Source organism: Pseudomonas sp. NBRC 111131 (assembly GCF_001320525.1).
GTDB classification, from domain to species: domain Bacteria; phylum Pseudomonadota; class Gammaproteobacteria; order Pseudomonadales; family Pseudomonadaceae; genus Aquipseudomonas; species Aquipseudomonas ceruminis.
The window spans coordinates 12155-37054 of sequence record NZ_BCBH01000032.1 but is presented as its reverse complement, the minus strand read 5'-3'; the positions used below and the strand labels follow the sequence as shown (position 1 = coordinate 37054).

The 24900-nt window shown below is 63.7% G+C and carries 21 protein-coding genes; 12 read left to right on the top strand and 9 right to left on the bottom strand.

What is annotated here, in order from left to right; translation table 11 throughout:
• Positions 1 to 17 precede the first annotated feature (17 nt).
• The 3 genes from APH34_RS22785 to rarD all read left to right on the top strand — a co-directional run bounded on the left by APH34_RS22785 (position 18) and on the right by rarD (position 2771).
• On the top strand, positions 18 to 782 hold the full coding sequence (locus tag APH34_RS22785; RefSeq protein WP_054903051.1) for a TOBE domain-containing protein: 765 nt from the start codon (positions 18 to 20) through the stop codon (positions 780 to 782).
• 62 nt (positions 783 to 844) lie between these two features.
• A complete protein-coding gene (locus tag APH34_RS22780; protein ID WP_054903050.1) occupies positions 845 to 1819 on the top strand; it encodes a serine/threonine protein kinase in 975 nt (324 codons plus the stop codon).
• Between the two features lie 64 nt (positions 1820 to 1883).
• Positions 1884 to 2771, top strand: coding sequence for an EamA family transporter RarD (gene rarD / locus APH34_RS22775; protein ID WP_054903049.1), 888 nt, complete (start codon positions 1884 to 1886; stop codon positions 2769 to 2771).
• 249 nt (positions 2772 to 3020) lie between these two features.
• On the opposite strand, the gene APH34_RS22770 is transcribed toward rarD, so the two are convergent.
• Complete coding sequence (locus APH34_RS22770; RefSeq protein WP_054903048.1) at positions 3021 to 3539, bottom strand: glycine cleavage system protein R; 519 nt, start codon at positions 3537 to 3539, stop codon at positions 3021 to 3023.
• A gap of 443 nt (positions 3540 to 3982) precedes the next feature.
• Here APH34_RS22770 and APH34_RS22765 point away from each other — a divergent pair, with 443 nt between their 5' ends.
• Complete coding sequence (locus APH34_RS22765) at positions 3983 to 6160, top strand: malate synthase G (protein ID WP_054903047.1); 2178 nt, start codon at positions 3983 to 3985, stop codon at positions 6158 to 6160.
• A 65-nt stretch (positions 6161 to 6225) separates the two neighbouring features.
• On the opposite strand, the gene APH34_RS22760 is transcribed toward APH34_RS22765, so the two are convergent.
• Positions 6226 to 6669 (bottom strand): response regulator, encoded by a 444-nt coding sequence (locus tag APH34_RS22760; RefSeq protein ID WP_054903046.1) that lies wholly within the window; start codon positions 6667 to 6669, stop codon positions 6226 to 6228.
• Positions 6670 to 6855: 186 nt separating this feature from the next.
• Between APH34_RS22760 and APH34_RS22755 the strand changes: the two genes are divergently transcribed.
• The 8 genes from APH34_RS22755 (at position 6856) to APH34_RS22725 (ending at position 17865) form a co-directional block, all read left to right on the top strand.
• On the top strand, positions 6856 to 8793 hold the full coding sequence (locus APH34_RS22755) for a putative nucleotidyltransferase substrate binding domain-containing protein (RefSeq protein ID WP_054903045.1): 1938 nt from the start codon (positions 6856 to 6858) through the stop codon (positions 8791 to 8793).
• Positions 8790 to 9500: a PolC-type DNA polymerase III gene (locus tag APH34_RS22750; protein ID WP_054903044.1), complete on the top strand. Its 711-nt coding sequence runs from the start codon at positions 8790 to 8792 to the stop codon at positions 9498 to 9500. Before APH34_RS22755 ends, APH34_RS22750 begins: the two co-directional genes overlap by 4 nt.
• Before the next feature lie 128 nt (positions 9501 to 9628).
• A complete protein-coding gene (locus tag APH34_RS22745) occupies positions 9629 to 10147 on the top strand; it encodes an RNA polymerase sigma factor (RefSeq protein ID WP_054903043.1) in 519 nt (172 codons plus the stop codon).
• Entirely contained in the window at positions 10144 to 11100 is a 957-nt protein-coding gene (locus APH34_RS22740) for a FecR domain-containing protein (RefSeq protein WP_054903042.1), read from the top strand. Before APH34_RS22745 ends, APH34_RS22740 begins: the two co-directional genes overlap by 4 nt.
• A gap of 137 nt (positions 11101 to 11237) precedes the next feature.
• On the top strand, positions 11238 to 13670 hold the full coding sequence (locus tag APH34_RS22735) for a TonB-dependent siderophore receptor (RefSeq protein ID WP_054903041.1): 2433 nt from the start codon (positions 11238 to 11240) through the stop codon (positions 13668 to 13670).
• An 82-nt stretch (positions 13671 to 13752) separates the two neighbouring features.
• On the top strand, positions 13753 to 14865 hold the full coding sequence (locus APH34_RS22730) for a PepSY domain-containing protein (RefSeq protein ID WP_054903040.1): 1113 nt from the start codon (positions 13753 to 13755) through the stop codon (positions 14863 to 14865).
• Entirely contained in the window at positions 14862 to 15035 is a 174-nt protein-coding gene (locus APH34_RS29645; protein WP_177337048.1) for a hypothetical protein, read from the top strand. The genes APH34_RS22730 and APH34_RS29645 overlap by 4 nt, the downstream gene beginning before the upstream one ends.
• A gap of 70 nt (positions 15036 to 15105) precedes the next feature.
• Positions 15106 to 17865: a dermonecrotic toxin domain-containing protein gene (locus tag APH34_RS22725; RefSeq protein ID WP_054903039.1), complete on the top strand. Its 2760-nt coding sequence runs from the start codon at positions 15106 to 15108 to the stop codon at positions 17863 to 17865.
• On the opposite strand, the gene APH34_RS22720 is transcribed toward APH34_RS22725, so the two are convergent.
• From APH34_RS22720 to waaF, 7 genes are read right to left on the bottom strand one after another with little or no spacing between them, the layout of a single operon-like run.
• Positions 17862 to 19310 carry a lipopolysaccharide kinase InaA family protein gene (locus APH34_RS22720; RefSeq protein ID WP_054903038.1) on the bottom strand — a complete coding sequence of 483 codons (1449 nt, stop codon included), beginning with the start codon at positions 19308 to 19310 and terminating at the stop codon, positions 17862 to 17864. The genes APH34_RS22725 and APH34_RS22720 overlap by 4 nt on opposite strands.
• Complete coding sequence (locus APH34_RS22715) at positions 19310 to 20062, bottom strand: lipopolysaccharide kinase InaA family protein (RefSeq protein ID WP_054903037.1); 753 nt, start codon at positions 20060 to 20062, stop codon at positions 19310 to 19312. Before APH34_RS22715 ends, APH34_RS22720 begins: the two co-directional genes overlap by 1 nt.
• The gene (locus APH34_RS22710; RefSeq protein ID WP_054903036.1) at positions 20059 to 20793 is read right to left on the bottom strand and encodes a lipopolysaccharide kinase InaA family protein; all 735 of its coding nucleotides are present in this window, start codon (positions 20791 to 20793) and stop codon (positions 20059 to 20061) included. Before APH34_RS22710 ends, APH34_RS22715 begins: the two co-directional genes overlap by 4 nt.
• Complete coding sequence (gene rfaP, locus APH34_RS22705; RefSeq protein ID WP_054903035.1) at positions 20793 to 21599, bottom strand: lipopolysaccharide core heptose(I) kinase RfaP; 807 nt, start codon at positions 21597 to 21599, stop codon at positions 20793 to 20795. Before rfaP ends, APH34_RS22710 begins: the two co-directional genes overlap by 1 nt.
• Positions 21596 to 22720: a glycosyltransferase family 4 protein gene (locus APH34_RS22700; protein WP_054903034.1), complete on the bottom strand. Its 1125-nt coding sequence runs from the start codon at positions 22718 to 22720 to the stop codon at positions 21596 to 21598. The genes rfaP and APH34_RS22700 overlap by 4 nt, the downstream gene beginning before the upstream one ends.
• A complete protein-coding gene (waaC, locus tag APH34_RS22695) occupies positions 22720 to 23778 on the bottom strand; it encodes a lipopolysaccharide heptosyltransferase I (protein ID WP_054903033.1) in 1059 nt (352 codons plus the stop codon). Before waaC ends, APH34_RS22700 begins: the two co-directional genes overlap by 1 nt.
• Entirely contained in the window at positions 23779 to 24828 is a 1050-nt protein-coding gene (gene waaF / locus APH34_RS22690) for a lipopolysaccharide heptosyltransferase II (protein ID WP_054903032.1), read from the bottom strand.
• Positions 24829 to 24900: the final 72 nt, after the last annotated feature.

Here is a 24900-nt window from a genome sequence, read left to right as displayed (position 1 = left end):
CTCAGATAGGCGCCACCATGTCTTTGCCCGCTCTGCTCACCCAGCACATCGCCCGTCGGCCCCAACGCATCGCCCTGCTCCAGCATATCGCCGAGCAAGGTTCGATCACCCGTGCCGCCAAGGCGGCCGGTATCAGCTACAAGGCGGCCTGGGACGCCATCGACGAGCTCAACAACCTGGCCCGCCAACCGCTGGTCGAACGCAGTACCGGTGGGCGCGGCGGTGGCGGCGCACGGCTGTCGGTAGAAGGTGAGCGGGTGCTGCGCCTGTACCAGCGCCTGCAGGCCCTGCAAGCGCAAATTCTGGAAGCGGCCGAAGAGTCCAGCGACCTGGATCTGCTCGGGCGCCTGATGCTGCGCACCAGCGCCCGCAACCAGTTGCAAGGGCAGGTCAGTGGCCTGCGCCGCGAAGGCCGCCATGATCGGGTGAGCCTGGCACTGGGCGGCGGGCTGGAAATCGAGGCTTTGATCACCCACGACAGTACTGCGCGCCTGGAACTGACGTTGGGCACCATGGTGGTGGCCTTGCTCAAGGCCGGGTGGGTGCAGTTGCTGGGTGCAGCGGATGAGCCTGCGGCCGGCAGCAATGTGCTGGATGCGACCGTCGAAGAGGTGCTGGCCGACGGCAATGAACCCAGTGAAGTACGGCTGGCGCTGGGGAATGGGCAGACCCTGTGTGGGTTTGCCGAAAGGGATTGGCTGGCACGCGAGGCGGTCGCTGCTGCAAGCGTGATACGGGTTCAGTTCCATCCCTCCAATGTATTGCTGGGGGTGCCGGTATAGGCTGCCCCGCGCGAGGGCTGGCACTGATACCATTGGCCCTTGCAGCCCATTTCGGAGCACTCATGTCCCACCCCTTCGCGACGCTTACCCCCGACCTGGTGCTCGACGCCGTGGAAAGCCTCGGCTTTCTCAGCGACGCCCGCGTACTGGCCCTGAACAGCTACGAGAACCGCGTCTATCAGGTAGGCATCGAAGACCAGCAGCCGCTGATTGCCAAGTTCTACCGGCCCGGCCGTTGGAGCAATGAAGCGATCCTCGAGGAGCACCGTTTCAGTGCCGAGCTCGCCGACTGCGAAGTCCCGGTGGTCGCGCCGATGCAGCACCATGGCCAGACCCTGTTCGAACATCAGGGCTTTCGTTTCACGTTGTTCCCCCGTCGCGGCGGTCACGCCCCGGAACCTGGCAACCTCGACCAGCTCTACCGCCTTGGGCAGTTGCTCGGTCGCCTTCACGCCGTTGCAGCGACGCGACCGTTCGAACACCGCGAAGCGCTGGCTGTGGACAACTTCGGCCACGCTTCGCTGCAAACCCTGCTGGAGGGCAACTTCGTGCCGCGGGAACTGCTCCCCGCATTCGAGTCCGTAGCCCGCGACCTGCTCAAGCGGGTCGAGGACATCTATGCGCGCACCCCACATAAGCAGATTCGCCTTCACGGCGACTTGCACCCAGGGAACCTGATGCACCGCGACGAGGTTTATCACGTCGTCGACCTCGACGACTGTCGGATGGGCCCGGCGGTGCAGGACCTGTGGATGATGCTTGCCGGCAGCCGCGAGGAACGCCTGGGGCAACTGGCCGAACTGATCGACGGCTACAACGAGTTCCACGACTTCGACCCTCGCGAACTGGCGCTGATCGAACCGCTGCGCGCACTGCGCCAGCTGCACTACAGCGCCTGGCTGGCACGGCGTTGGGATGACCCGGCCTTCCCTCCCAGCTTCCCCTGGTTCGGCCAACCCCGTTACTGGGGTGACCAGATCCTTGCCCTGCGCGAGCAGACCGCCGCACTCGATGAGCAACCGCTGAAATTGTTCTAGAAGCACACGAGGGTCTGTCTACAATAGCCGTCGTTGTGTTTAGTTACCTAAGCAAGGATTCTGCATGCACGCCGCAAACCCGCAACGCGGGTACATCCTGGGCCTCAGTGCCTACATCATCTGGGGTCTGTTCCCGCTTTACTTCAAGGCAATTCAAAGCGTTCCGGCGGTGGAGATCATCGTTCACCGGGTGCTCTGGTCGGCCCTGTTCGGCTCGCTCCTGCTGCTGGCCTGGAAACACCCAGGCTGGTGGCGCGAATTACGTGAGAACCCACGCCGGCTGGGGATTCTGGCCCTGAGTGGCACGTTGATCGCCGCGAATTGGCTGACCTACGTCTGGTCGGTGAACAACGGGCGCATGCTCGAGGCCAGCCTGGGTTATTACATCAACCCCCTGGTGAACGTGCTGCTGGGCATGCTGCTATTGGGTGAGCGCCTGCGGCGTCTGCAATGGCTCGCGGTGGCGATGGCTGCGGTCGGGGTGGCGCAGCAGGTGTGGCAGGTCGGCAGCCTGCCCTGGGTATCGCTGGTACTGGCCCTGAGCTTTGGCTTCTATGGCCTGATCCGCAAGCAGGCACCGGTAGCGGCGCTGCCTGGGTTGGTGGTGGAAACCTGGATGCTGGTGCCGCTGGCGCTTGGCTGGCTGTTGCTACACCCCTCTGCCGTGAGCGCGCAGGGCGCGTTCTACACCAGCAACGAAGCGCTGTGGTTGGTGGCGGCCGGCCCGGTTACCCTGGTGCCACTGGTGTGTTTCAACGCCGCCGCGCGGCACTTGCCCTACACCACCCTGGGGTTTTTGCAGTACCTGGCACCGACCCTGGTATTGCTGCAGGCCGTGCTGCTGTTTGATGAGCACTTGTCCTCGAGCAGCCTGGTAGCGTTCGTGTGTATCTGGGCCGGCCTGGCACTCTACAGCGTCGATGCCTGGTTGAACCTGCGCAAACGCGCCTGATCAAAAAACGATCAAAACTCTACAGGCCACGCAATTCGTGGCCTGGCAGAACCTCTCCAGAGGTTATCCACACCCTCGTCCCCGCGCTTTGTGCACAAGCTGCTGATAACTGTACGTTTTTTATCCAAATCGCGGGAGGCCTTGGTGGTATTGGGCTGGCGAGGTACGCCCCCAGGTTATCCACAGGGACGTCCCCGTTAAACCGGGATAACCCGCAGGGGGCCCAAAGCGGCCCCCGGCAGTTGCCGCTCAATCCTCTGGGCGTAGCTTCAACTCCACCATCAGGTCATCGGCCAGGCTTTCCAGCTTGTGCTGCAGGTCATCCAGCGACAGGGTCAACGGCAGCGCCAGCAGCGCATCGGCATGGAACAGCGGCTCGCTGCTCATCGGCGCCGGGCGCACCTCGGTGGTGAAACGCTCCAGGTTCACACCCTGGTCGGCCAGCAAACGGGTGATGTCGCGCACGATCCCCGGGCGATCATTGCCCACAAGCTCCATGGCAATCGGTTTCCAGGTGCACGAAGGCTCGATTCCGCTCTCGGCAATCAGCACCCGGATATCGTATTGGCCCAACGCCTGGAGTGCCTTCACCAGTTCATCGAAGTTCTCCGCCGGCACCGCCACCCGCAAGATCCCGGCAAACTGCCCGGCCATGCGCGACATACGGCTCTCCAGCCAGTTGCCGCTATGTTCAGCGATGCATTCGGCGATACGTTCAACCTGGCCAGCCTTGTCGGGGGCAATCACGGTCAGTACAAGATGGTCCACAGGCCCTACCTCTGCGTCGAGCCGCCCGAGGCGGCGAAAATACGGGGGTCGACTCAGTATAGGCAAGGCGCGGCAACCTGCCGCAGGGCAGTTCGCACAACTAATCGTGTACTGTTTCAAGATTTATCTGGAACAATCCACTCGTTTTTTGCGAACATAGCCATTCCCAGCATGACCCTACGCGACCAACCGGTCGCAGAGCGACGCTTTTAGTCTGATGTTTACCTGCCTGCTGCTTCATGTAGTATGCGTCGGCGTGGACTACAAAACGTCGTTTGGATGTCTGCCAAGGCGCCTGTGAAAATACGCCAACCGCCCGCCAGCCCGTCTGGCGAGCCGCACCCAACCGCGCTCGCGCATTGCGGGTGCCGTGTTTAGAGAAGCGCTACAGGCTTAATACAGAAGAGCGAAAGCGAAATAGCTGAGCAGAGGTGAGGCAAGCAATGACTGGATACGTTCAAGTCGGTGGCCTTCAGGTCGCCAAGGTCCTGTTCGACTTCGTCAACAACGAAGCCATTCCGGGGACCGGCATCGTCGCCGAGCAGTTCTGGGCGGGTGCCGAGAAGATCATCAACGACCTCGCCCCAAAGAACAAAGCCCTGCTCGCCAAGCGCGACGAGCTGCAAGCCAAGATCGACGCCTGGCACCAGGCACGCAAAGGCCAGGCCCATGACGCCGTAGCCTACAAGAGCTTCCTCCAGGAAATCGGCTACCTGCTGCCACAAGCCGACGATTTCCAGGCCACGACCCAGAATGTCGACGAAGAAATCGCCCACATGGCTGGCCCGCAACTGGTCGTGCCGGTGATGAACGCCCGCTTCGCCCTCAATGCTGCCAACGCTCGCTGGGGCTCGCTGTACGACGCGTTGTACGGCACCGACGCCATCAGCGATGAAGGCGGCGCGGAAAAAGGCCAGGGTTACAACAAGGTGCGTGGTGACAAGGTCATTGCCTTCGCCCGCGCCTTCCTCGACGAAGCCGCGCCATTGGCGGCCGGTTCCCACGTCGATTCCACCGGCTATCGCATCGAAGGCGGCAAGCTGATCGTCGCCCTCAAGGGCGGCAGCAACAGCGGCCTGCGTGACGACGCGCAACTGATCGGTTTCCACGGCGACGCCGCCGCGCCTACCGCCGTGCTGCTCAAGCACAACGGCCTGCATTTCGAGATCCAGGTCGACGCCAGCACCCCGGTTGGCAGCACCGACGCCGCGGGTGTCAAAGACATCCTGATGGAATCGGCGCTCACGACCATCATGGACTGCGAAGACTCGGTCGCCGCCGTCGATGCCGACGACAAGGTCATCGTCTACCGTAACTGGCTGGGCCTGATGAAAGGTGACCTGGCCGAGAACGTGAGCAAGGGTGGCAAGACCTTCACCCGGACCATGAACCCGGACCGCGAATACGCCGCGCCCAACGGCGGCAGCGTCACCTTGCATGGCCGTTCGCTGCTGTTCGTGCGCAACGTCGGCCACCTGATGACCAACCCGGCGATCCTCGACGCTCAAGGCAACGAAATCCCTGAAGGTATCCAGGACGGGCTGTTCACCAACCTGATCGCCCTGCACAACCTCAACGGCAATACCAGCCGCAAGAACACCCGCACAGGCAGTGTGTACATCGTCAAGCCGAAGATGCACGGCCCTGAAGAAGTGGCGTTCGCCGCCGAGATCTTCAGCCGCGTCGAAGACCTGCTGGGCATGCCGCGCAACACCGTCAAGGTCGGCATCATGGACGAGGAGCGCCGCACCACGGTCAACCTCAAAGCCTGCATCAAGTCGGCCGCCGAGCGCGTTGCGTTCATCAACACCGGCTTCCTCGACCGTACCGGCGACGAAATCCACACCTCTATGGAGGCTGGCGCCGTGGTACGTAAAGGCGCCATGAAAAATGAGAAGTGGATCGGCGCGTACGAGAACAACAACGTTGACGTTGGCCTGGCCACCGGGCTGCAAGGCCGCGCGCAGATCGGCAAGGGCATGTGGGCCATGCCAGACCTGATGGCAGCCATGCTCGAGCAGAAGATCGCTCACCCGCTGGCCGGCGCCAACACAGCCTGGGTACCGTCGCCAACCGCCGCCACCCTGCACGCCCTGCATTACCACAAGGTCGACGTACAGGCACGTCAGCGCGAGCTGGCTTCACGTACACCGGCGTCTGTGGACGATATCCTGAGCATTCCGCTGGCTGCCGATACCCACTGGTCGCCCGAAGAGATCCGCAACGAGCTGGACAACAACGCCCAAGGCATCCTTGGCTATGTGGTGCGCTGGATCGATCAGGGCGTAGGGTGCTCGAAGGTGCCGGACATCAACGACGTCGGCCTGATGGAAGACCGCGCCACCCTGCGTATTTCAGCTCAGTTGCTGGCCAACTGGCTGCGCCATGGCGTGGTCAGCCAGGACCAGGTGCTGGAAAGCCTCAAGCGCATGGCCGCGGTGGTCGACAAGCAGAACGCCGGTGACGCGCTGTACCGTCCGATGGCGCCGAACTTCGACGACAACGTCGCGTTCCAGGCGGCTGTGGAGCTGGTGATCGAGGGTGCCAAGCAGCCGAACGGGTATACCGAGCCGGTGCTGCACCGCCGCCGTCGCGAGTTCAAGGCGCGTAACGGGCTGTAATATGTAAGAGGCTGCGCTGCAGCCCTATCGCCAGCAAGCCGGTGATAGGGCTGCATCCACCCCCGTTATTCGACCTTCAACTCCTTCTTCACCAAGTGCAGCAGCTTCCCCAGATCCACCGGCTTGAGCAAAAAGTCCACCACCCCCAGGTGCATTACGTCCACCGCCTCCTTCACATCGGTGTCGCCCGACACCACGATGATCGACAACGCCGCCCGCTCCGACTCACGCACCTGCCGAATCAGCTCCAGGCCATCCTTGGGCTCCATGCGCAGGTCGGTGATCATCAAGGCAATCCGCGGCTCGTAATGCAGTTTGAACATCGCCTCCTGGGCACCATCGGCCTTCATGCAGTCGATGCCCCTACTCTTCAGGTAAAGGCACAGCGCCTCGCTATTGACCGGGTTGTCATCGACCACCAGCACCACCGGCTTGGGCGCCATGGGGGCACTTACTCCGGCCAATGCCTCGCGTTCAGCGTCACTCAGGATGTCGTCATGCTCAGCCATGGTCGTCTCGTCAAAAGTATCTTGCTCACCGGTAAGACCGCACCTTGCGATATTGATCACACACCGCTCATAGACTTACGTCCAATGGGCACCGCACGGCCGCCAGCCGACCATGGGGGCCGAGAACAACAAGGCCGCACCTATATATAGATATATATAGTTCGGCATAGCGATACGGTCAGTTTCATGAGCAAAAAGGACGCCTACAGCCAGGCGGGCAGAACCGCTGTTCTGCAGAACATCCAGGGCACACTGCAGTTTTTGCAGCGTTTCCCCCCGTTCAACCAGATGGAGCACAGCCACCTGGCCTTTCTGGTGGAACAGTGCCAGCTGCGTTTCTATGCCAGCGGCGAAAGCATCATCAAGCCGGCGGACGGCCCGGTGGAGCACTTCTACATCGTCAAACAGGGCCGCGTTGTCGGTGAGCGCCAGCACCTGGTCAAACCGGGTGTGGAAACCACATTCGAGATCACCGGCGGCGAGTGCTTCCCCCTGGCAGCCCTGCTTGGCGAACGCGCCACCCGCACCGAACATCTGGCCGGCGAAGACACGTTCTGCCTGCAACTGAACAAGGCGGCGTTCATCCGCCTGTTCTCCCTGTCAGAAGTGTTTCGAGATTTTGCCCTGCGCGGCGTCAGCAGCCTGCTCGATCAAGTCAACCAGCAAGTGCGCCAGCGTGCGGTAGAAACCCTCGGCACCCAATATTCACTCAATGCTCCCCTGGGTGAACTGGCCATGCGCCACCCGGTGGTCTGCGCCCCAGACATGCCACTGCGTGATGCCGTGCGGCTGATGCACGAGCAGCAGGTCGGCAGCATTGTCGTGGTCGATCCGCAACGGTATCCGGTGGGCATTTTCACCCTGCGTGACCTGCGTGAGGTGGTGGCTGCCGCCGATGCCGACCTGGGCGCGCCCATCGCTCGGCACATGACCGCCAAGCCCTTCTACCTGAGCCCTGGTGCCAGTGCCTTCGATGCGGCCATGGCCATGACCGAACGGCACATTGCCCATGTCTGCCTGGTGGAAAACCGCCGCCTGTGCGGCGTGGTATCCGAGCGCGACCTGTTTTCCCTGCAACGGGTCGATCTGGTGCACCTGGCGCGTACCATCCGCCATGCGCCACGCCTGGACTCGCTGGTATCGTTGCGCGGCGAAATCGGCCAGTTGGTCGAACGCATGCTTGCCCATGGCGCTTCCTCGACCCAGATCACCCAGATCATCACCTTGCTCAACGACCACACTGTCTGCCGTGTAATCGAACTGGCACTGGCCGAGCGCGGTGACCCTGGCGTGCCATTTACCTGGCTGTGCTTCGGCAGCGAAGGCCGCCGTGAACAGACCCTGCACACTGACCAGGACAACGGCATCCTGTTCGAAGCGCCCGACGGCAGCGAGGCCGATGCCATTCGCGCACGGCTGCTGCCTCTGGCGCAGTACATTAATCAGTGCCTGGCCCAGTGCGGCTTTACCTTGTGCAAAGGCAACATCATGGCCGGCAACCCCGAGCTCTGCCTTTCGCGCACCGAATGGGCCCAGCGCTTTGCCGGCTTCGTTCGCGAAGCCAGCCCGGAGAACCTGCTCGGCTCGAGCATCTACTTCGACCTGCGCGTGGTGTGGGGCGACGAACAAGGGTGTGAGCAACTGCGTCAACAGATGCTCGAGCAGGTCGCCGACAACCGTATCTTCCAGCGCATGATGGCCGACAACGCCCTGCGCCAACGGCCGCCGGTTGGCCGCCTGCGCGAGTTCGTGTTGACCCGTCAGGGCAACGACAAAGCTGCCACCCTCGACCTCAAGGTCCAGGGGCTTACCCCCTTCGTCGATGGTGCACGCCTGCTCGCCCTGGCCCATGGCATCGGCGCCTGCAACACCCTGGAGCGCCTGCGCCAACTGGTCGACAAAGGCATCATCGAGGCGCTCGATGGCGCGGCATATGAAGAGGCTTACCACTTCATTCAGCAAACCCGCATGCAGCAGCACCAGCGCCAGACGCGCGACAACCTGCCCTACTCCAACCGGGTCGATCCAGACAGCCTCAACCACCTGGACCGGCGCATCCTGCGTGAATCCCTGCGCCAGGCGCAGCGCCTGCAGAGCAGCCTGGCCTTGCGGTATCAGCTATGAGCCTGTTCGCCTGGCTGCGCCCTGCAGCTCCCCTGCTGGACGACACCTTGCGCCAGCGCCTGGCGCACGTGGCCAAACCCGCACCGTTGGGTGTCTGCTCGTTGCGTGAGCAGCGCTGGGTGGTCCTCGACCTGGAAACCAGCGGCCTGAACCCCAACCGTGACCAGGTGCTGTCGGTGGGTGCCGTGGCCATCGAAGATGGTGCCATCGACTTCTCTCAGCAGCTCGAACGGACCTTGCACCGGCCCACGCAGAAGACCAACGCCAGCGTGTTGATCCATGGCCTGGGCCCCAGCGCCCTGGCGGCAGGCTGCGACCCAGCCGAGGCGTTGCTTGACCTGCTCGAATTCATTGGTACCAGCCCGGTGCTGGCCTTCCATGCCCCGTTCGATCAACGCATGCTGGCCCGGGCGCTGAAAGAAAGCCTGGGCTATCGGTTGCAGCATCCCTTTCTCGATGTCGCCGAACTGGCACCGATGCTCAACCCCGACACCGTGCTGCGCGAGGCTGGCCTGGACGACTGGGTGACGCGTTTCGGCCTGCAGGTAGACGAACGCCACCATGCCAGCGCCGATGCCCAGGTCACCGCCGAACTGGCGTTGATTCTGTTCAGCCAGGCCCGTCGCCAGCAACTCGACAGCCCATTGCAACTCGAACAGCGATTGCGCGGGTGGCGTCGGCGTAGCGTGCAGGGGCACGGCCTCTGATCGCTGATTACCGGCGCTACCGCTGGGGATGGCAATCCGATAAGCGTCCATTGCACCCCACCCCCTGCCTCTGTAACAATCGCGAATAATTATCGTTAGTTAATGCATTCGTTCCGGGGGGACGCTGCTTGTCTTCTGCACAGAGCCCACATGCCGATCTGGTCGGTGCGCTGTACCGCGACCACCGCGGCTGGCTGCTCGCCTGGCTGCAACGCAGCATGGCCTGCCGTCAGCGTGCCGAAGATCTGAGCCAGGATACTTTTGTGCGCCTGCTCGGCCGGGAGCGGCTGGATACCCCACGCGAGCCACGCGCCTTCCTCGCCGCTGTAGCCAAGGGGTTGATGTTCGACCACTTCCGCCGTGCCGCGCTGGAGCAGGCGTATCTGGCCGAGCTGGCGCGCCTGCCACAGGCCGAACAGCCTTCCCCGGAAATCCAGCACCTGATCCTCGAAGACCTCAAGGCCATCGACCGGCTGCTTGGAAAACTGTCGAGCAAGGCCCGCGCCGCTTTCCTGCATAACCGCCTGGACGGTATGGGCCACGCTGAAATCGCCGAGCGCCTGGGCGTTTCCGTATCGCGCGTGCGCCAGTACCTCGCCCAAGGCATGCGCCAGTGCTACGTGGCCTTGTACGGTGAGCCGACGTGAACAACTCACCGGTTTCGGCCCGGGTTCTCGAAGCTGCCATTGCCTGGAAACTCAGCCTGGACGACAGCAGCGGCACGCCCGATGCACGCAGCGAATTCATGCGCTGGCACGCCGCCAGTGAAGAACACGCCCGTGCCTGGCGCCAGCTGGGTACCCTCGATCAACGCGTGAGCGCTGCAGTCGGCCCCGCCCGCCAGGTCCTGCAGCAATCGCGTATCAGCCTGCGTCGGCGGGTTGGCAAGGCAGGCGGCGGGCTCGCCGGTATGTTGCTGCTCGGCTCACTACTGGCCTGGCTCGGCGCGCCGTCGCTGTCAGTCAATTACTGGCTGGCAGATCAGCGCACCGCCACTGGCGAGTTGCGCACACTGCGCCTGGAAGACGGCACGCTGTTGAGCCTCAACACCCACACCGCTGTAGACATCAACTACGCAGGCGGGCAACGCGAGCTGGTGCTGCACCAGGGTGAAATCTCGGTGGAAACCGGCCATGCAGACCCGCGCCCGTTGCTGGTGCGCACCGACGATGGCCGCCTGCGCCCCCTGGGCACGCGCTTTCTGGTGCGTCGCGAGGCCAACGGCACACGCCTTGAGGTACTGCAGTCCTCGGTCGCCGCCATGCCCCGCAACAGCGGCGACGAGCAGGTACTGGGCGAAGGCCAGCAGGTGCTGATGAACGCCAACGGCCTCAGCGCCGTCACCCCTGTGGTGGCCGGTGCCGATGCCTGGACCCGCGGCATGCTGGTGGTCGACAACGTACGCCTGGCCGACCTGCTGGCCCAATTGGGGCAATACCGCAACGGGCACCTGGGCGTGGCCGATGAAATCGCCGACCTGCGTGTCACGGGGAGCTTCCCGCTGAACAATACAGACCTGGCCCTGGCCTCGCTGGTGCCGGCGTTGCCGGTGAAGATCGAGCGGCATACGCAGTGGTGGGTCAACGTGGTTCCCAAGTAGATGGCCTGCCGAGGCTTCGCGGGTAAACCCGCGAAGCCTCGGCACAGAAATACAACTTTTTTTCAGACCCCCCTGTCACTTCTGAAATCTCGCTCGGCAAGGAAGCAGTTCGCACTTATCCGTCGAGGAGCCGCTGCATGTCCCGTGCTGTTGATCGTATCCTGCGTCCCAGCCTGATGGCCCTGGCCATTGGCCTTGGCGCCCCGTTGGCCAGCCCCGCCCTGTGCGCCGCCGAGCAACCCGCCCCGCGTGCCTACGACCTGCCCAGCGCCCCGCTGGCCAGCACCCTGAACCAGATCGCCAGCCAGTCGGGCATTGCGCTGGTCATCGACCCGGCCTTGGTCAGCGGCCACACGTCGGCGCCGGTCAACGGCCAGTTCGACGGCCTTGGCGCCCTGCAGGCCGCACTGCGCGGTACCGGCCTGCAACTGCAGCAAAGCAGTGTCGGCAGCTACAGCCTGGTGGCCGTGCCAGACGGCAGCCTGGCGTTGCCGGAAACCAGCATAAACGCCGCCAGCGACAGCGAAAACGCCTGGGGCCCGGTAGAAGGTTACCTGGCCAAGCGCAGCGCAGTAGGCACCAAGACCGATACCGCACTGGTGGAGATCCCGCGCTCCATCTCCGTCGCCACCCGCCAGCAAATGAGCGACCGCGGCGTGCACAGCCTGGATGACGCCGTGCGGTACATGCCTGGCATCGTGTCCGCCAGCTTCGGCAGCGATACCCGTTATGACTGGATGCGCGTGCGTGGCTTCGAGCCGACCCAGTTCCTCGATGGCCTGCCGCTGCCCCGTGGCGTGTACGCCAACCCAAAAGCCGAGACCTGGAACCTCGACCGCCTCGCCCTGCTGCGCGGCCCGGCTTCCTCGCTTTACGGCCAGACCCCACCTGGCGGCTTGCTGGACATGGTCAGCCGCCGCCCCCAGGCTGAAAGCGCTCACGAAATCGAGGTGCAATACGGCAGCGATAACCACCGGCAGATCAACTTTGCCAGCACTGGCAAGATCGACGACCAGGGCCAGTTCCTGTACGGCGTCAGTGGCGTGATCCGTGATGGTGGCACCCCCATCGACCATATCGACGACAAGCGCTACAACATCGCGCCAAGCCTGACCTGGAACATCGACGACGACACCTCGCTGACCTTCCTGACCCAGTTCACCCGCGACGATACCGGCGCCACCAGTCAGTTCAGGCCCATCCAGGGCACCAAGCTCGACATGCCGTTCGGCAAGATCTCCCACCACAAGAACCTGGGCGACCCGGACTACGAGTTCTACGACCGCACCTACTACGCGCTGGGCTATGCCTTCGAGCACCGCATCAATGATGTCTGGCAGTTCCGTCAGAACCTGCGCTATACCAAGTCGGACCTGGCGTTCCAGACCATCACACCCGGCAGCTACTACTCGCCCGGTGGCCCTGTGCAAGACGACGGAACAGTCAGCCGCATGTCCACCAACACCGATGAAGACATCAGCCAGTTCGCCGTGGACAACAACTTCCAGGGTGACTTCGCCACCGGTGACATCAGCCACACGCTGCTGATCGGCCTGGACCACCAGCGCGTCAACACCAACTACCTGTCGATCTTCGACTTCACCGTGCCGGACAGCAACGTCATCAATCCGGTCTACGGGCTGCCGATCACCCGCCCGGACCGTTCGACAGCCTTCTACGACTACAACCAGAAAACCCGTCAGACCGGCCTGTACGTTCAGGACCAGATGGCCCTGGGCAACTGGCGCCTGACCTTGGGCGGCCGGGAAGACTGGGTGCATACCGGCACCACGTTCTTCAACCAGGGCGATGCCACCAATACCCAACGCGACAAGAAGTTCAGCGGCAACGCTGCCCTGAGCTATGTCTTCGACTCAGGCTTCGTGCCTTACCTTTCCTACGCCGAGTCCTTCCAGCCGTCGAGCAACGCAAGCGTCTCGGCGCAGGAGTCATTCAAACCCACCGAAGGCAAACAGTGGGAACTGGGTATCAAGTATCAGCCACCGGGCTCGAATACCTTGCTGTCGGCTGCGGTGTACGACCTGACCCAGAAAAACGTCGCGGTCACCAACAACGAGGGGGGTGTGACCTTTACCAGCCAGACCGGCGAAGTGAAGGTACGTGGCCTGGAACTGGAAGCCGTGTCCGACGTCACCAAGAACCTCAAGGTGACTGCGGCCTACACCCTGGCCAAATCCGACGTGCAGGACGGCCTGTACAAAGGCAATCGCCTGCAACTGATGCCCAACCAGCAAGCCTCGCTGTGGGCCGACTACACCTGGCACACCGGTGTGCTCGACGGTTTCGGCATCGGTGGGGGCTCCCGCTATACCGGCAACACCTATGGTGACCAGGCCAACACCTACCTGGGCAAAGCCAATGCCTACACCGTGTTCGATGCGGCCGTGCACTACGACCTCGGGCGCCTGAACAACAGCCTCAAGGGCGCGTCGGTAGCGGTCAACGCGACCAACGTGTTCAACAAGGACTACCTCTCCACCTGTGACAGCTACTACTGCTACTACGGAGATGAGCGCAGCGTCGTCGCAAGCGCCACCTACAAATGGTGAGGCCCTGACGACACCTGCGCGCCGACCAAGCCGTCCCCCGGGGGCGGCTTTGGTCTTTCTGGACCTCGAGAAACAAAATGAAATGAAAAGCCAAACCATCCGCCGCTGGTCCTTCATCCACACCTGGAGCAGCCTGGTCTGCACCCTGTTCCTGCTGTTGCTGGCCCTCACCGGCCTGCCGCTGATCTTCCACCACGAGCTCGAACACATGCTCGGCGACGCCCCTGAGCTGCGCGAAATGCCTGCCAATACTGCGCACCTGGACCTGCAGCAACTGGTGCTCAAGGCCCAGCAACACCGCCCTGGCGAAGTGCTGCAGTACTTCGGCTACGACGAGGACGAGCGCAATGGCGTGGTGGCGATTACCGCCGCCACCGCCGCCACCGAGCCCAATTCGTCGCACACCTTCATGCTCGATGCCCGCACCGGAGAAGCCATGGCCATGCCGGCAGCCAACGGCGGCTTCATGATGGTCATGCTGCGCTTGCATGTAGACCTGTTTGCCGGCCTGCCAGGTAAGCTGCTGCTGGCCTTCATGGGGGTGCTTTTCGTGCTCGCGATCATCTCTGGCACCGTGCTCTATGCGCCGTTCATGCGCCGCCTGGGCTTCGCTACCGTGCGCCATGACAAGTCGCGCCGCCTGCGCTGGCTCGACCTGCACAACCTGATCGGTATCGTCACCCTCACCTGGGCCATGACGGTTGGGGTGACCGGGGTAATCAGCGCACTCTCCGACCTGGTGATCGCCGCCTGGCGCAACGACAGCCTGGCCGCCATGATCGCGCCCTATCATGATGCCCCGCCGCTCAGCGAGCGCGCCCCGGCTACGCACCTGCTGGCCATCGCTGAACAGGCCGCGCCCGGCATGCGCGCAGACTTCATCGCATTCCCCGGTACCCGCTTTTCCAGCGAACACCATTACGCGGTGTTCATGAAAGGCGCCACGCACCTTAGCTCGCACCTGTTCACGCCTGTGCTGATCGATGCGCGCACGTTAGAGGTGACCGCTGTCGGCGAGCGCCCCTGGTACATGGATGCCATGGGCCTGTCGCAACCGCTTCACTTCGGCGACTACGGCGGCCGGCCGATGCAAATCCTGTGGGCCGTGCTGGACGTGCTGACCATCATCGTGCTCGGCAGTGGCGTGTACCTCTGGCTCGGCAAGCATCGCCGCTCCCGGGAGGCCAAGGCATGAGTCACCGTTCACAGTCCACCGCCCGGGTGTTCGCCTGGCCGGCCGTCATCGCCCTGCTCGGCGCGCTGGGGCTGTTTGCCGCCCTATTGGGTGATGGTGCCTGGGACATCCTCGCCTCGCTTGGCCTGGGCGTACCGGCATGGCTGAGCCTGCGCGCCCTGTGGCGGTGAGGTAGCCGGCAACCACCTGCCCGTTGCGCGCCCATTCACCCTGCCCGCTCCCTGAAGCCAGGAGCTGAGCATGCTACCCCTACAACGTATCGACTTACTCAACCAGCAATTGCTGGCCTTGCTCGAAGCCATACCGGCGCCCACGCAGCCGCTGCCATCGCGCCAGCAGTTGCAGGGTGAACTTGCCGAGTTCTGGGCCGTCGCTGACGGCCAAGGCCGCTCGCGACAGGTTCGCCTGGCCGACATCCGCCGCGCGATGATGCACGCCGAAGCCGCCTTGCGTCAGGCAGACCAGACCTTGGATGCGTCACTGGCCACCGTCATCAGCACCTTTCTCGACCTGCCCTACGCCTGGCAACGGCGGCCCCAGCCGCTGGCTCAGCGGGCTCAGGCCTATCGCCCGGTACTGTCGCGCAGCAGCCCGGCATGGCGGGCCGCGCTGCCCGGCATGTTCGTGATCGCCACCGGTATGGAGGAAGGGCAAAACCTCACCCCTGAGCAGGCAACCGGCCCGGTACTGCTCTGCGGGCTGTGCCAAGGCATAGAGGTTTACCCCTCGCTTACTGAACTGCACCAGGAATTGTGCGAACGCCTTGCCGACCCCCTGCAAAGTGCGCCGCTCCTGCAACTGCTGGTGAGCCAGCGGCATAGGGAAAACGCACGGCAGGCCGACCGCCTGCACTATGAATGGTACGCCGATGATCCTTTGCAGGCACAAGTCCAATACCTGCTCGAGGCCCAGCGGCAACGCCTGAACCTTGCCTGGGCAACCCTGGCGCAGGGTGCGTCCGACGCTGGCGAAACCTTGTGCAAGGCCATTGCGATCGGCGCTGAAGCAGGCAGCAAGGCACTGCTCGACACCCGCTACGCGCTGCTGCTCGAGAAGAACCTGCCCAGTTGGTTACGCGGGGCCAGCACCGCCGTGCTCACGCACATCATGCAAAGCATGCAGGAACTCGTCGCGGTGGGGCAAAGCGTCGCTGCACCCGGTATTCTCACGCTGCGGCAATTCCGCCAAAGCAACACGCTACGCCACTGGGTCAGAGAACGTCTGCAGGCGCACCTTCGCAGCGACCTAGGGTTGGCATTGGCGCCGGAAAACGTGCACGTCGCCGTCACCCACACACGCCAGAGCGGGCCTTGGATCTACCCACTGCAACCCTCAAGCTACGTCACCTGGCGGGGGTTCGAAAAGGTCAAGGACCAGATGGTGGAAACCGTTCACGTGAGCTACCCACTCGATGAGCTGGCCATGCGTAACCTGGCCTGGTTCGACTGGGACTACTGGCTGACGGCACGGGTGATCGCCAAGGATGGCACGGCCCCCCCGAGGGAACTGACCAGCGCCTACATCAAGACACTGGTCAGGAGCCTGAATGTTGGCGATGGCTACAGCAACTACCTGCGCACCCAGTTGATCGACTCGCCCGTAGGCCATTGGCGCCTGCACGCCCACGCCAAGGTCAATCAGGCTCGTATGCGCGCCGAAGCGACCAAGGCGCGCTATGCCGGGCACCTGTCGCCCGCCTGGTCGGAGCGCGATTACCGCTGGGTGCAGCAGGTGTTGTCGCAGCCGCACAACACCCTGCGCCCGCCCGTGGACGGACATGTCGTAACCGTTCACCAGTGCTTGGTCAACCAACACACCTTGCAAGGCGTATTGCTGCTGGCCAGTCCCTCCCCCAGCGTCACCTCGTTCGTGCTCTACACGCCAGACGCCCCCGACCGACGCGCCTGGCGCTCGTATTCCAGCCCTCGTGCGCTGCTCAGGCAGTTGCGCGAGAAGCCCGCCCTGCGCCACTACATCGCCCAGCGTCTGGGCCTTCTGCCGGCGGCCAAGGTCGAACAGTTGTTGCTCAAAGGCGGGCTGGGCCAAGCCCTGCGGACCCCCGCCGTCGATGACGATCTGTTCTTCGCCTGCTACCACGCCGAAGTACGCAGCCTCCTGGCTGCGGTCGATGCCGAAAGCCACACCACTGCGCAAGTCGATGCCAGCCAGGCGCTGACCTTTGCCATGACCTTGCTGGACCTGATCAGTGTTTTCCTGCCGGTCAAAGTGATGATCCCACTGGCACTGGGGCGCATGGTGCTGGAGGTGTGGAACGGCATCGAGGCCTATCGCGAGGAAGACCTCAATGGGGTGCTGAACCATGCGTACAACGCGCTCAGCTACATCAACGATGCGGGTACCAGCCTTGCCAGCACCGGCATGATGCGCCGCATCATGCGCGGCATGCCCAAGCAACCCCCGATGCCCTTGCCTCAGCGCTTCAGCGTCGCGGCCCCTACCGGCAGTCTGCGGTATCGAATTGACGGCGTGTATGGCGAGCAGGTGTACGAAAAGGTGTCATCCTTCGAGGGCTTTTCCGAATACTTCATTCAGGATGCCGATAAGCGCTATTTCAAGGTGTCCTTCGACGGACGCCGCTGGCGAGCCATCGATCCGAATCAGCCAGACGCCTACCTGACTCAGCCGATAAAGCGCCTTGCCAATGGCAATTGGGTGATCGACTCGCCGGTACTGTGGTATGACGGCCTGCCTGACCTGCAGCGCCTGTTCGAAGATTGCCGCGCGCAGGTACCCCTCGACGGCTCCCCGGTCGACGGGGTGGACGGCCTGTTTCAGGCCGCCGACCAGTTTTATCTGCACACCCGCCGCGGCAAGTTACCGTTACGCCGTCACCTGTTGCCCGGCCATTATCACCTACCCATACCCGGCGCCGAGGAGGCTGGCGTGGTGCCCTGGGCCGTCCTTCGCTGGCAGGGCGGCCAGTGGCGAATCCGTGTGCGTCAGGCGGGACGCAGCAGCGACTGGCTGCCGCTGCCCTAGCCTTGTTCGTTGAGCTTGGGCAGCAAACGCTCCAGGCGCTGATGCAAGGCACTGCCACTGGGCCAGTTACGCAGCAGGCGCGCCCGGTCACGGGCGTATGCCTGGGCGAAGCTGAGCTGAGTGGCATGCTGGCACATGGCATCGAGGTCGATCAGTGACCACTGGCCGTTCTGCCAGAACAGGTTATGGCCCTTGAAGTCACCATGGCTGATGCGTTCGCGGATCAGTTGCTGCATCAGGTGCACCAAGGCATCGACCTGCTCTTCGGGCGCATCGCCGTTTTCCACATAGGGCGCGAAGCACGCTGTAAGGTCTGGGCCATCGGCGAACTCGGTGACCAGGAAGGCCCGGCTGCGCAAGCCCATGACCCGTTGTTCGAGCACCGCCAGCGGGCGCGGCGTGGCGATGTCGAGAAACGCCAGGCGGTGGCCTTCGATCCAGGAGTGCCAGGCCCGGCTGGGGCGCCAGAAGCGTTTGAACCAGTGAGCGGTGTTCTTGATGTTGTAACGTTTGAGCACCAGCTTGCGGCCGTTCACCTCAATGCGTGCCACGCTGGCCGCACCGCCGGTCTTGTACAGGTGCCCCTGGTCGATCAGTGCGTCAGCCTGTTCCAGCACCGGCAGCATGTTCTGCACTTCATTGCGGCAGATCGCCCGCAGCCCGGACAGGTTGCGCTGCACGCTGAACAACGTGCATTCGCGCCCGGCCTTTTCCAGATAATCCTTCAGGCGCCAGGTGCGCACCTTGTCCACCTGCTTCTGCAGCGCTTCCATCGGCAACGCGTGTTCGGCGTTGGCCAGCAGGTAATGCACCAGCAACTCTTCGATGAACGGCTCCAGGCGCTTGGGCAACTGGGCGAAGAACACCCCGAGGTTTTCCAGCACACGCGGGCGCGAAAGCTGCTGCCCAGGGGTCTCGGCCTTGATGCCGGCACCATCGATCAGGTACAGCTTGCCGCCATGGCGCAGCAGGTTGTCCAAGTGCAAGTCTTCTTGCCAGAGGCCTTTGGCATGCATCTGCGCCACGGCAGTGAGCGCCTCGCCAAGCACCAGGTGCTGCTCATCGGCGAGCACCGGCAGGTGCTCCACCGCGGCCCAGGCATCGGCCAGGCTTTGGGCGCCATCGAGGTATTCGAACAACAACCAGCCGCCTTCGCCTTCCTTGAGGCCATCGGCCAGCAGACGGGGCGTGGTCAGGCCTTGTTCGGCGAGCAACTTCACGCCTTCCAGCTCACGCTGGAAGTGGCGGGCGGCATTACCACCCACCAACAACTTGGCCAGCACCGGCGTGCCACGCCATATACCCGCTCCCACATAGCGTTGGCCCGGCAACACCCGCAGCAGGCTCAGCAGTTGCAACTCGGCACTGCCAGCGGCATCGGCAAGGGTCACGGCAAGCGGCAGCGATGGGCTGCGCCCGGCACCTTTGAGTTCAGACAAACGCATCAGCGGGCCTCTTTTTCACGACGGCGTTGCGTCAGGCGTTGCAGCCAGTTATCGACCAGGGCGCTGTCGCCCGGCTGGGCAAGATAAGCCGCCAGCAACTGGCGCACATCTGCCTCGCTCCAGGCACGGGCACGCCGCAGCAGTGGCTCCAGGTCCTTCAGCCGGTCGCGCATGCCGAACAACAGCGGCCGGGTCTTTTCCAGGTCGATCAGTTGGGCATCCCAGCCTTCACGGCGCTGACGCAGGAAGATGTGCTTGGGATAGAAACAGCCATGCACCTGGCCAGCGGCATGCAGCGTACGCGCCAGCTGGCCACAGGCCTGGAGGATGCCAAGGCGGGTCGCATCGTCGAGCTGTGGCCACTGGGCCAACAGGCTTTCCAGGTCGCTCCAGTCATCCAGGGCGCGGGTCAGCAAAATCGCCCGGTGCTGGCCGCCCTGCTTGCGCTCGCCGTAGAACACCGCCTGCAGGGCGGGAATGTGCAGTTTCTGATAACGGCTGATATTGCGAAACTCGCGGGCGAACGTCGGCTCGCCGAAGGGCCGGTGCAGGGTACGGGTCAGGTAGTCGCTCTGGCGCTTGAGGTAATAGCCTTTGCCTTCGAGCTCCAGGCGGAAGACGCTGCTCCAGCCGCCACGGCCGGTGTTGGGTTCGTCCACGGCGTCGAGCTGCAGCGCCCATAGCGCCTCAAAGTCGTTCAGGCCATGGCGTTTGAGCAGCGCAAGGTCCGCGCTGGCCAGGTAATCGGTCATTCCCTTCCCTCGAAAAAGCTCAGCACCTGGCGAATCCGCCGCTTGTCGCGCGCGTTCAGGCGCTCGCGCTCGCGATACTGCAGGTAGAACCGCAGGCGCTGGGTTGCCGACAGGTGGTATTTGGCGACCTTGTCCAGGCACGCCAAGTCCTTGATCAGCCGATGGCGCCACATGAAGCCGCGCCAGAAGTCGCCGGTCGGGCAGTCGATGAAGAATAGCGTGCCCTGGTCATCGACCAGCAGGTTGCGCCACTTCAGATCGTTGTGGGCAAACCGGTGCTGGTGCATGACACGGGTGTGACGCGCCAGTTGCCGGCTGATGTGGTCGACCCAGGCACGGTCGGCCAGGCGTGGGTCATTGCGCTCGGCCAGCGCCGAGAGGTCTTCGGTACGCGGCAACTCGCGGGTGATCATCGCCCCACGGCCGAAGGCCAGGCCATTGCGCTCCAGCCCCCAAGCCACCACTTCGGCGGTGGGGATACCCCATTTGGCGAACTGCTTGAGGTTCTGCCATTCGGCCTTGATACGCGGCCGGCCCAGGTAACGGCGCATGTGCTTGCCGGCACCGGTATAGCGCTTGACGTAATAGTTGACCCCGTCACGCTCGATGCGGACGACCTCGCTCAACGGGTCGCGGGTCAGGCGCTCGCCCTGCAGGGCGAACACCGCATTGAGACTGCCGAAGTCCGCCGCCAGGTGTTCGTAACCTGGCGCCAGTGTCCAACCCGCCATCAGAGTGCATCCCCATAGCGTTGCTTGCGATCGTAGAGTTTCTGCGCCTTGCGATCGAGCCAGGCGAGCAACGCAGCCTCGTCGGCGAGAACCTGGCGCAGCGGGCGCTGGAAGTAACCGCGCAGGAAACGCAGCTTGTCGCGCCGGGTCAGGCCGATGTCCAGCGCCGAGAAATACAGCGCGGCCAGGTCCTTGTCACGCCAGCGGCGGCTGATTTTCGCCCGGGTCTGGGCGCGGTGCAGGTCGATCACCGACAGTTTGAAGTCTTCTGGCGTCACCGGGCGGTCGGTGTGCAGCAGGAAGTGGCAAATGTAGCAGTCGCGGTGGTTGACCCCGGCGCGGTGCATGCCGCCCGTCATCTTCGCCACCTCGGCGATCAGCGCACGCTTGAGCCGTGGCTCCGGCGGCTGCCTGAGCCAATCGATGCTGAAGTCTTCCAGGCTGATGGTGGGCGCCAGCTCCTGGGTGACGATGAACGAATGCTGGGTGGCCGGGTTGCTGCCGCGCTCACCGTAGGCGACCGCGGTCATGGTCGGCACGCCGACTTCATGCAGGCGCTGGATGGCCCGCCATTCCTGGCCGGCACCGAGTACCGGCAGCTTGGCGGTCAGCAGGTTCTTGAAGATTTCGCCCCAGCCGATGCCCCGGTGGATCTTGACGAAGAAACCTTCGCCATCGACCTCGGTACGCAGCGTGCGGCGCCCCTCCAGCTCACGGTAGACCTCGCCTTGCAAGGCCTCCACAGCCTCGAAGGCATCACGCCCGGCCCACAGGCGCTTGAACGGTTCGGCCAGTATCAGCTTCATGCGGTCTCCTGCCCCAGGATCACGTCGGCGGCATGCTGCGGCATGCTGTACAAATCGGCGGTATCGGCAAAGGCCAGGCCATTGCGCGACCACTCGGCACGGGCCTGTGGGTCTTCGAGCATGCGTTGCAGGTAGCGGTTGAGCTGCTCTTGTTCGAACGGCTCGTCCAGCACCAGCCCGCTGTCGGCCTCGGCGATGTAATGGGCATAGCCACACACCTGCGACACCAGCACCGGCAACCCGGCCACAAGGGCCTCGAGCAGCACGGTACCGGTGTTCTCGTTGTAGGCTGGGTGAATCAGCAGGTCGGCACCGAGCAGGAACCGCGGGATATCGCTGCGGCCCTTGAGGAACTGCACCTGTTCGCCCAGGCCCAAGGTAGCGCTCTGCAACTGGAACACCTTGGGGTCGTCCTGGCCGATGACCATCAACCGGGTACGCTTGCGCAACGCCGAAGGCAGCGCGGCCAGGGCCTTGAGGCTGCGGTCCACGCCCTTGGTCTTGAAGCCCGAGCCAATCTGCACCAGCAGCAGGTCGTCATCGCCCAGGTTGAACTCCTTGCGGAACTCGGCGCGGATCTCGGCGGCATTGGCCGGCGCGCGGCGGTCCTGGGAAATGCCAGGTGGCAACAGGTGAAAGCGCTCCACAGGCGTGCCGTAGTGCTTGATGAACAGCGGTTGCTGCACCTCGGAGATCATCAATACTTCGGTATGGGCGTCCTTGGCGAACACCGCCCGCTCGTACTCGGCAAAGTGCCGGTAGCGGCCCCAACGTCGGTACAGGCCACCGCGCAGATTCTGGGCCTTGTCCTCGAAGCATCCGTCGGCGGCGTAGTACACGTCCAAACCTGGCATCTTGTTGAAGCCGATCAGCCGGTCGACCGGGCGTTTGGCCAGGTCTGCCGCCATCCAGGCGCTGAGCTTCTCGTTACGGCGATGGTTGAACAGCGCCTTGACCGGCGCCACCAACACCTCGAAGCCCGGCGGGATGTCGCCTTCCCAGATAAGCGTGTACACGCGAATCTGATGACCACGCTTCTGGCACTCCAGGGCAATGCGCATGAAATCGCGCTGCAGCCCGCCGAAAGGGAAATATTTGTAAAGCACGAAAGCCAGTTGCATCAACGAACATCCTCAGCCAGCAGCAACGCGCTCAAGCGGCTCGCCACATGCTCGGGATTCAGGCGAGTGAAGCACAAGGGCCACTCGCGTTTGAGATCGAACCGGCGCAGGTCGTCGGCGCTCGGTTTATAGGTGCACTTTTTCTGCAGGCACGGTGCACAGGGGAAGTCGCTGGCCTGGTGCACCTGAACGCGGCCATAGGCACCGGTCAGGCCTGGGTTGGTGGGGCCGAACAACGAGATGGTCGGCACATCCAGTGCCGCCGCCAGGTGGCCCAGGCCGGTATCCACTGCTACGCAGGCCTTGGCCGCCGCCAGCACCCGGGCGACACCGGCAAGGTTCAACTTGGGGAGCACCTGACAGTTGTTCAAGCCCTGGGCAATGCGCTCGGCACGATCCTTTTCGGCCTGGTTGCCCCATGGCAGGCGCACCTGCAGCTTGCGCCGGCCCAGACGTTCGGCCAGTTCTCGCCAGTACGCCTCGGGCCAGTGCTTGGTCGCCCACGTCGTGCCGTGCAGGAACACCACGTAGGGCGCCGCCGGCGGCAATTGCAGGCGGTCGAGGTCCAGGCCGTAGTTGCCAATGCCCTCGGGCAGGTCGTAGGCCAGGGCCAGGGCGAACAACTGGCGCACTCGCTCCACCGCATGCTGGCCTACCGCAACCGACAGGCGTCGGTCGTAAAAGCGGCTGGCCCAGCCTTCGCGGGCCGAGTAACGGTCCAGGCCCGCCACCGGCGCCTTGACCAGGCGAGTCAGCCAGGCCGACTTGACCAGGCCCTGAGCATCGATCACCAGGTCGTACTTGCGTGCGCGCACGCGTTGCTTGAACGCCTTCCACTCGCCGCTCCTGATGGTCTGCCAGAGATGCTTGCGCCAGCGGCGAATGGCCACCGGGATAACCTCATCGACCGCCGGGTGCCAACTGGGGATTTCGGCAAAGCCTTCTTCCACCACCCAGTCGAAACGGATGCCCGGTATCGCATGGGCGGCATCGGTGAGCGCCGGCAGGGTGTGAATCACATCACCCAGCGACGAGGTCTTGATGATCAGTACCCGCACTTAGTCGACCTCGGCCACGGCATCGATCAGGTTCGGCCCGCCCAGGCTGTGCAGGGCAGCGATGACTTTGCCAGGCTCCAGCAGGCGCAGGCAGTTGTAGTGGCCAAAGCGGCAGGTGCGGTCGAAACACGGGCTGCACTCGATACCGGTGCGCACGACCTCCACCTGTTCGGCCAATGGCGGGGTGAAACCTGGCGAGGTAGAGCCATAAACGGCCACCAGCGGGCGGTTCAGCGCCGCCGCCACATGCATCAGGCCCGAGTCGTTGGACACCACCGCATTGGCACAGGACATCAGGTCGATGGCCTCGGCCAGCGAGGTTTCGCCTGCCAGGTTGTACGATTCTTCACGCAGACCCGGGATCAGCCGGTCGCGAATCTGCTCGCCGACAGGGTGGTCGTTCTTCGAGCCGAACAGCCACACCTGCCAGCCCTGGCGAATCAGGGCATCGGCCACCTCGGCGTAGTGCTCGGCCGGCCAGCGCTTGGCCTCACCGAACTCGGCACCTGGGCACAGGGCAAGCACCGGGCGGTCCAGCTCCAGCCCGAACTTGGCCAGCGCGGCGTCGCGGCTCTGCGCTTCGATCTGCAGGTTTGGCCGTGGGTAGGGTTGCGGCAGTTCAGCCCCCGGCGCATAAGCCAGGGCCATGAAGCGCTCGATCATCAGCGGGTAGCGGGCCTTGTCCAGCTTGCGCACATCATTGAGCAGGCCCAAGCGCATCTCGCCGCGCCAGCCGGTGCGCTTGGGGATGCCAGCAAAGAACGGCACCAGCGCCGACTTCAGTGAGTTGGGCAGGAGGATCGCCTGGTCGTACTGGCCGGCCAGGGACTTGCCGATACGCCGGCGCGTAGCCAGCTCCAGCGCGCCGTGGCCGAGCGGGAAGCTCAAGGCCTGACGCACTTCGGGCATGCGCTCGAGGATCGGCCGGCTCCACTCGGGCGCCAGCACATCGATCACGCAGTCGGGGTGCTGCTGTTTCAGGCACTGGAACAGGGTCTGCGCCATTACCATGTCGCCGACCCAGCTGGGGCCAATGATCAGTATTCTCATGCTTAGTCCAGAAACGCTCGGGGAGGCTGCAGGCTGCATTACAGCCTGGCCTCCCCTCTTTATATTCAGGCT